This is a genomic window from Aggregatilinea sp. (genome assembly GCF_036822615.1).
Classification (GTDB): Bacteria; Chloroflexota; Anaerolineae; order Aggregatilineales; family Aggregatilineaceae; genus Aggregatilinea.
Map to the genome: position 1 here is coordinate 1 of NZ_DAISHJ010000178.1, position 7,530 is coordinate 7,530.

Consider the following 7,530-nt stretch of genomic DNA (forward strand, 5'->3'; position numbering starts at 1 on the left):
AGCGGCTAACCGTACTGCGTCGGGGCGCAGGCGGGGTGCTCGCGGATATCGACCACGTCCACGTCCATCGCGTCGAGCGCCTGTTCGAGCTGGTGGTAATCGGCCCCGTATTCCTTGATGGTGATGTAAACCTGCTCGTCAAAGCGGTTCTGCCACGTGACGACGCTGATGATGTTGCCGCCCATATCGGCCACGATCTTCGCCACTTTCGCCAGGCTGCCCGGTTGGTCCGCGACGAGCAGCGTGAAGCGCGCACCTTCGCGCCCGCTGCCCAACAGCCCCACGAAGGTCTGGTAAATATCGGTGTCGGTGATGATCCCGATGATTGCGTCTTTATCGACCACCGGCAGGCAGCCCACGTTTTCTTCGATCATCATGCGCGCCGCTTCTTCGAGCGGGCAGTCCGGCACGACGGTGTGCACCGGGTGGCGCATGATTTCCTTGAGCTGCAAACGCGACAGCAGGCTGTGAATCTCATAGATGCTGAGCGTGGTGGCGGGCGTTGGCTGTGCGTGGAACAGATCTTCCTCGACGACGATGCCGACCAGCCGTCCACTCTTATCGACAATCGGCAGGTGAGTGATTTGATTCTCGCGCATCAGCTCGACGGCCTGTTTGTGCGTCGTCTCCGGCAGCGCGGTGATAGGATTCACGGACATACGGTCTTTGACTAACATGCGGTTCTATCTCCACGGGATCAGTGAGTGAAAATAAACTTTAAGTTCCTACTCATTAAGTATACGCGATCTGGCTTTTTGCGGCGCACTCCAATACGGGCCGCCGACCCGCCAAACGCACGCAGGGCCGGAACGTTCCCGGCCCTGCGGCTTCCCTCGTTGGCGCGCGTCTCGACCGTCAGCGCGGCGCGACCTCGTAGCGCAGCCAGACGTGCCCGTCCGGCTGGGCCTCCGCCGAGATCAGGTTGAGGCGGGTGGGGATGTCGTCCGGCCCCAGCTCGGTCGAATCGAACAGGCTGGACGTCGCGCGGCCCCCGATCAGGCCGGGGAAGAAGTCGATGTTCACCTCGTCGATCAGCCCGGCGCGCAGCAGCGCCCCGTTCAGCGTGCCGCCCGCCGTTGACATCACCGTCGTGACGCCGAGCAGCGTGTTGAGCTTATCCAGCGCGCAGGCCAGATCGACCCGATCCTCGCCCACGACGAGGTACGGGATTGTCTCGCGGCGCAGGTAGGCGAGGTAGGAAGGCGGCGTCTGGCGCGAGACGAGCAGCAGCGCATACCAGACCGTCCCGTCTTCGCCGGGCATCTCTTTGTACATCCAGCGGATACGTCCCCGGCTGTCCACCACCGTAAACCAGCGCCGCCCCGGCTGGTTCACGATCTCGGCGGGCAGGAAGTCGTCGTAGAGCGCGGCGAGATCGCCGTCGGCGGGCGGCAGCGGGTCGGGCGTCATACTCTCCAACATGAACGATCCGCTGCCCTCAAGCTGTGCCTGGGGCTGGTAAGTCTGTTTCAGCGTGTTAAGGAACACTTCGCTTGCGCCCGCGACCGCCACCCAGCGATCCATCGCGGCCATCAGCAGGGTATCGGGGGAAAGGGTTAACCGGCCATCGACTGATGCCGCCTGCACGACCACCACTTTTGGTTTTGTCACGTTCGTTCCTCCGCGTTAGAGCACCTGTACATCTTCGATCATACACCCCTGGTGTTCTAATGGAGAGTTTTCCCTCAAATGGGTTTGAAATCGAGAGCGGCGGAACGGTCGGGGCGCGAGGAGCGAAACGGACGGTTGTTTGCATGTTTGCGCGTGTGGCGCTATTGTAAGGGCATATCGTCTTCCTATGTGGCGCTTATGCCCCGGATGGCAAAGCGTCGCGGTGAAACTCCGCGATGGCGAAGCAGGTGCAAGTCCTGCGCTGACCCGCAACGGTAACAGGGTGAACAACGCGCCCTCAAGCCCGGTCGCCCGCCACAGAGGAATCCGAGTTTCGACCTTCGCGGTGAGGGGTTGGAGCTACTCCGGAGCTGTCGCTCCACCGGTTCCCCGGTACAGGCGTTCCAACCCGGTCCACATGGCCGGGTTTTTCGATCCCTCCCAGGCGAAGCACCCTGACTCTGTTTGGCCGTGTGAAACGAGATCGACCGTGGCTTCTTCCCTCAACGCTGCCGAACGTCCACGCGCAGCCTTTTTATTGGCGGGGATGGGCATTTTGCCCCGCCTGCTCCTGATTTGCGGCGCGCTGCTGCTCCTGCTGCTGGCGGCGATGGTGTACGCCGCGTCGGTCGGCTCGACCTCGATCCCTTACCGTGACGTTGCGGAGTCCCTGCTGCAATACGTCGGGCTGCATCACAGCCTTGACGCAGGCTCGGCCACGTATCGCATCGTGACCGTCGTGCGCCTGCCGGGGCTGATGGTAGCGGCGCTGGTCGGCGCGGCGCTGGCCTGCGCGGGCGCGGTGATGCAGGGCCTGTTCCGCAATCCGCTGGCGGACCCCGGCATCATCGGGATCAGCGCGGGCGCGTCGTTCAGCGTGGTGCTGGTCATGACGCAGGCCGCCGCCGGAGATCTGTGGCTTCTGACGAGCGGCCCCCTATCGAACGCGCTGTGGCGCGTGCCGCTGGCCGCCTTCGTCGGGGCGTGGCTGGCCGCGCTGCTGGTCTATGGGCTGTCGCTCCAGCAGGGACGCACCAATCTGGCGGCGCTGCTGCTGGCCGGGGTCGCGCTCAATTCCGTGCTGGGTGCGCTGACGTCCGTGCTGCTGCTGCGCACATCGGATGCGGGCGCAGCGCGATCGGTGCTGTCGTGGGTGGTGGGCAGCCTGGAAGGGCGCGGCTGGGCATATTTCCGTATCGCTGTGTGGCCGATCCTGATCTCGGCGGTGCTGCTGCTGCTGTACAGCCGCGAGTTGAACTTGCTGACCATCGGGGAGGAAAGCGCGCAGTCATTGGGCGTCAACGTGTCGCGCGTGCGCCTGATCCTGCTGGCGCTCAGCAGCCTGCTGACCGCGTCCGCCGTGAGCGTGGCGGGCACCATCGCGTTCGTGGGGCTGGTCGTGCCGCACATCCTGCGCCTGATCATCGGCCCCGATCACCGCGTGCTTCTGCCTGCGAGTTTGATCGGCGGCGCGGCATTTCTGGTGTTTGCGGACGCGCTCGCGCGCTCGATCATCGCGCCGGAGACGCTGCCGGTCGGGACGGTCACTGCGCTGGTCGGCGGGCCGTTTTTCGTGTTTTTGCTGTGGCGCAACCGCCGCCGCATCGCCATGTTGTAGAGCGACGTTTGCGGCGAGCCTGTTGGGGCGGGTTTTTAACCCGCCCGGTAGGGGCAATTCATGAATTGCCCCTACGAACCCTACCCGCCGACGGCATGACGAGCGGGGCGGCAACCGGCGAGAGCCGGGTGGAGCAAGCCCCGCCCCTACGGACTATGGGGCCGTGCTTGTCTCCTCTCTCCAACTTGATTGGAGAGGGGCCGGGGGTGAGGTCGCGGTGCGGACGAGTTATTTACCAAACCGCATCAACCCGCCCGGTAGGGGCAGTTCACGAATTGCTCCTACGCATCGTGCAAGTGTTACCTGAAGAGCGCGCCTGGTGAATCGCCAACTGCTCAAGCCTGATCGCTTACAAGGAGTTTTAAGGATGACCGTCCGCCAACTATTTTCCGCCGTATTGGGCGTGGCGCTGATCGCCGGGGCGCTGCTGGGGAGCGGGATCGCCCGCGCGCAGGGCGACGATCCCACCATCCAGGCGGGCGTCATCGTACAGGGCGAGGACGGCAGCGTCCAGACGTTCTGTGTGACGCTCGACGGCAACGCGCCTACCGGCCTCGACGCGCTGGAAGCGACCGGGCTGGATACGCTGGCCGAGCAAAGCTCGATGGGCGCGACGGTCTGCCGTCTGGACGGTGTGGGCTGCACCCCGCCCGGCGACTCGTGCTTTTGCCAGTGCGAAGGCGACGGTCCGTGCACCTACTGGTCCTATTTCCACCTGAGCGACGCGGGGACGTGGCAGTTCAGCATCGCCGGGGCGTCGGCGTATGCGGTGCAGCAGGGCGATGTCGAGGGCTGGTGGTGGCGCAACACCAGCGATACCAGCGCCGCGCCGCCGCCTGCGCTGTCGTTCGAGTCGATTTGCGGGGCCGAGGCGGCCTTTCCGCGCACGGTGGTCGATGGCATGGACCATGAGATGACGCTCGATACGCCGCCGCAGCACATCGCGTCCGTGACGCTCGGCTCGGACGAGATCCTGCTCGATCTCGTCGGGCCGGACCGGCTGCTGGGCGTGTCGTACTTCGCGGACGATCCGGCGATCAGCAACATCAGCGACCGGCTGGACGGCATCGAGCACACCGATCTGTCCGGCGACCCGGAGCTGCTGATCAGCCTGGACGCGGATCTGGTCGTGATGGCGAGTTACAGCAACCCCGCCGCGCTCGAACAGCTCGAAGACGCGCAGGTCCCGGTCTTTGCCCTGTCCGAGTTCAACAGCGTGGACGAGATCCGCGCCAACATCCGCCTGCTGGGTGAAGTGACCGGCGAGGAAACACGCGCCGACGCCCTGATCGCGGAGATGGACGCGCGGCTGGAGGCGGTGCAGGATGCGGTGGCGGGCGAAGACCCGGTGCGCGTGCTCTATTACGAGCCGGGCGGGATCACGTACGGCCCCGGCAGCACTGTGGACGAGATCATCAATCTGGCGGGCGGCGTGAACGTCGTGGCCGAAGCCGGGCTGGAGGCGTACCCGCTGGTCGATCCCGAATTCGTGCTGAGCACCGATCCCGACGTGGTGCTGGTGAGCGGGTGGTTCAGCGGGAAAGACGATCCACTCGGGTGGTTCACGTCCGACCCGGCACTGGGCACGCTGCGCGCCGTGCAGGAGGGCCGCGTATATGCCATCAACGCCGCGCACATGACCAACGTCAGCCAGTACATTGCTCAGGGCGTCGAAGATGTGGCGTACGCCCTGTATCCGCAGGCATTTCCCGACCTTCCGATGATTGCCACCGAGGAACCGGCCCATGATTAAGCTCAACTCCGCCCGCCCCAAGAACGGGCATTCCAACGGCCATTCGAGCGATGCCGCGCTGCTGCGTGCGGACGCGATCACGGTGCGGCGCGATGAGAATACGCTGCTGCAAAGCGTGTCGTTTTCCGTGGCGGCGGGGGAACTGGTCGGACTGGTCGGGCCGAACGGCGCGGGCAAATCGACGCTGCTGAAGGCCATCGGCGGGCTGTGGACGGATGTCGGCGGCGAGGTGACGCTGCTCGGCCAGCCGCTGCGCCGCTATTCCACGCGGCAGATCGCGCGTATCGTGGCGCACGTGCCGCAGATTACGGCGCTGGATTTTGCGTTCACCGTCGAGCAGATCGTGATGATGGGCCGCAGCCCGCACCTGGGCCGCTTCGAGATCGAAACCGGGCGTGACCGGGAAATCGTGCAGTTCGCGCTCGAACGCACCGACACCGCGCACCTGTCCGCGCGGCTGATCAATACGCTGAGCGGCGGTGAGCGCCAGCGCGTGCTGATCGCGCGGGCGTTGGCGCAGCAGCCGCGCGTGCTGCTGCTGGACGAGCCGACCGCTAACCTCGACGTGCAGCACCAGTTGGGCGTGCTGGACCTGCTGCGCCGCCTCGTCGCGCAGGACCGGCTCGGCGCGGCGGTGGCCGTGCACGACCTGGAAATGGCCGCGCGCTACTGCGACCGGCTGGTGATGCTGCATCACGGCACGGTGCTGGCCGAGGGCACGCCCGAAGCCGTCCTGGCACCGGATCTGCTGGCCGAGGTGTACTGCGTGGACGTGCAGCCCTACCACGACCCGATCACGGGCTTCCTGCGGCTGGCGATCACCGGCAGCGCGGATGCCGCGCCGCACCCGTCGCACGCGCTTGCCGGGACGGGGCGGTAGGGAATAGGGGCCATGGAACAGGGATTAGGTCCGCCGGGGCGGGGCTGTGATCCGCCTCCACAAAACCCTGTTGGCCGCCGCCTGTCTCCCCTCTCCAACTTGATTGGAGAGGGGCCGGGGGTGAGGTTTCTACGATAACCCGCCCGATTTTTTTCACCGTGTACGCCACACGAAAAAGGGGCGTATCGCAATACGCCCCTACAAAATGCCCCGCTTTGAGCTAACCGCCAATCGCTAACGGCTAACCGCTGCCTCCCCGCTACCAGAGGTGATGCACCTGCGGGCGGATCAGGCGGTCGTACACGTCGCGGACGGTGTCCATCTGCGCGGCGGTCAGCGGCGGCAGATCGGCGGCGTGGATGTTATCCAGCGCCTGCGAAGGCCGCTTCGCCCCCGGAATGACACACGTCACCGCGTCGAACATCAGAATCCAGCGCAGCGCGAGCTGGGCCATCGTCGCGTTATCCGGCACGAGCGCGCGCAGTTCCTCGACCGCTTGCAAGCCCGTCTCGTAGTTCACGCCGGAGAACGTCTCGCCCTTGTCGAACGACTCGCCCTCGCGGTTGAAGTTGCGGTGATCGTCGGCGGCAAACGTGGTCTGGGCGGTCATCTTGCCGGTGAGCAGGCCGCTCGCCAGCGGCACGCGCGCCAGAATACCGACCTTGCGCCGCTTCGCTTCGGGGAAGAACAGATCGCTGGGACGGTGGCGGAACATGTTGAAGATGATCTGCACCGTCTTCACGTTGGGAAATTCGATGGCCTTCAGCGCCTCTTCGACCTTTTCCACGCTGACGCCGTAGTGTTTGATCTTGCCCTGCTGCGTCAGGTCGTCCATGATGCCGAATATCTCCGGCATGTAGTAGACGGCGGTCGGCGGGCAGTGAAGCTGCACGAGGTCGAGGCTGTCCGTTTCCAGGTTGCGCAGGCTGCGCTCGATCCATGCGGTCAGGTTTTCGCGCGTGTAGCCTTCGGGGACCTGCTTCGGCAGGCGTCGCCCGGCTTTCGTCGCCACGTAGACCTGCTCGCGGCGGCCCTTGAGCACGTTGGCGATCAGTTTTTCGCTGTGCCCGTCGCCGTAGACGTCTGCCGTGTCGATGAAGTTCACGCCGTTGTCAATGGCGGTGTTCAGCGCGGCGAGCGATTCGTTGTCGTCCACTTTGCCCCACGCCGAGCCGATCGCCCACGCGCCGAAGCTCACTTCCGACACGGACCAGCCGGTACGCCCCAATTCGCGGTAGTTCATAAGGTTGTCGCTCCTCAAAGTTCTCGCTCAAATCGTTATTGCTGCGAGTATATCCCATGTCGTGCGGCGGGGCAGGCGTGTAACAGGCTGGGATATGTGCGGGATGGGAACATAAGCTACAATACGCGGCGAAATAACACGTGGGTGGGGGCTTCAGGAGTAACGCGTATGATCAATCGACTGCGACGCGGGTGGGCCTGCTGCGTGGGCCTGACGCTGGTGCTCGCTGCGTGCAACATGACCACCAACCCGGCGCCACAGGCCAGCCCGACCGTCGGGACGCCGCTGGCGTGGGCGACCTCCGCTCCGAACGCGACCGATACGCCCGCCAGCACGCCGCCCAGCGCCGAAGCCGACAGCGCCAGCACGATTCAGCCTGCCCCCTCGGTCAGCGTGCCGACCAAAGCGCCGCTGTCTACCGGCAC

Annotated in this window: 6 protein-coding genes, 1 pseudogene and 1 riboswitch; of the genes and pseudogenes, 4 read left to right on the plus strand and 3 right to left on the minus strand. The window is 65.2% G+C overall.

Going from position 1 to position 7,530, the window contains the following annotated elements; translation table 11 throughout:
- Positions 1-5: 5 nt before the first annotated feature.
- Complete coding sequence (locus tag V7116_RS24725; RefSeq protein ID WP_324394670.1) at positions 6-677, minus strand: CBS and ACT domain-containing protein; 672 nt, start codon at positions 675-677, stop codon at positions 6-8.
- A gap of 178 nt (positions 678-855) precedes the next feature.
- On the minus strand, positions 856-1,611 hold the full coding sequence (locus V7116_RS24730; protein ID WP_324394671.1) for a dihydrofolate reductase family protein: 756 nt from the start codon (positions 1,609-1,611) through the stop codon (positions 856-858).
- 173 nt (positions 1,612-1,784) lie between these two features.
- A riboswitch (cobalamin riboswitch) is annotated at positions 1,785-1,945 on the plus strand.
- Between the two features lie 156 nt (positions 1,946-2,101).
- On the opposite strand from V7116_RS24730, the gene V7116_RS24735 reads away from it, so the two are divergent.
- From V7116_RS24735 to V7116_RS24745, 3 genes are all read left to right on the plus strand, one after another.
- A complete protein-coding gene (locus V7116_RS24735) occupies positions 2,102-3,229 on the plus strand; it encodes a FecCD family ABC transporter permease (RefSeq protein ID WP_324394672.1) in 1,128 nt (375 codons plus the stop codon).
- A 367-nt stretch (positions 3,230-3,596) separates the two neighbouring features.
- A complete protein-coding gene (locus V7116_RS24740; protein ID WP_324394673.1) occupies positions 3,597-4,982 on the plus strand; it encodes an ABC transporter substrate-binding protein in 1,386 nt (461 codons plus the stop codon).
- Positions 4,975-5,862, plus strand: coding sequence for an ABC transporter ATP-binding protein (locus tag V7116_RS24745; protein WP_324394674.1), 888 nt, complete (start codon positions 4,975-4,977; stop codon positions 5,860-5,862). The genes V7116_RS24740 and V7116_RS24745 overlap by 8 nt, the downstream gene beginning before the upstream one ends.
- A 259-nt stretch (positions 5,863-6,121) precedes the next feature.
- Here the strand turns inward: V7116_RS24745 and V7116_RS24750 are convergent, their stop codons facing one another.
- Positions 6,122-7,105 carry an aldo/keto reductase gene (locus V7116_RS24750; RefSeq protein WP_324394675.1) on the minus strand — a complete coding sequence of 328 codons (984 nt, stop codon included), beginning with the start codon at positions 7,103-7,105 and terminating at the stop codon, positions 6,122-6,124.
- 168 nt (positions 7,106-7,273) lie between these two features.
- Between V7116_RS24750 and V7116_RS24755 the strand changes: the two are divergent.
- Positions 7,274-7,530: pseudogene (locus V7116_RS24755) on the plus strand (hypothetical protein); the annotation flags it as partial.